This window comes from Oscillibacter sp. UBA6647 (assembly GCA_002455655.1).
Lineage (GTDB): Bacteria > Bacillota > Clostridia > Oscillospirales > Oscillospiraceae > Oscillibacter.
On record DKLF01000134.1, the window covers coordinates 1 to 390 of the forward strand.

1 protein-coding gene is annotated in these 390 nt (G+C 67.4%); it reads right to left on the reverse strand.

Features of this window, described 5'->3' with window-relative positions:
* Nucleotides 1-390 (reverse strand): S16 family serine protease (locus tag B2W96_RS09805; protein ID WP_293010122.1); only part of this gene is annotated, 390 nt, incomplete at both ends.

A 390-nucleotide genomic window follows, 5' to 3' on the forward strand; every position in this document is an offset into this window, starting at 1 on the left:
GCCGCAATGCGTCTCCGCCGGATTCCCGGGCAGGGGCGAAGGCCGCCACCACGGTCTGCTCCGGTTCCGTTGTCTTTTCCGCCCTGCTTTTGATGGGGGCGGGGCACAGCGCCCGGCTCAGCACCTCATCCACATTGCCCACAGGGATAAACTCCAGCGCGGCACGGACGGTCTGGTCAATCTGCTCCAAATCCCGCACGTTGTCCGCCGGAATCAGCACCGTTTTCACGCCGCTGCGCAGCGCCGCCATGGTCTTCTCCTTCAGTCCGCCGATGGCCAGCACCCTGCCCCGCAGAGTGATTTCCCCGGTCATGGCGATGCCTGCCCGGACCTTCCGCCCGGTGAGGGCGGAGCACAGCGCCGTAACCACCGCGATGCCCGCGGACGGTC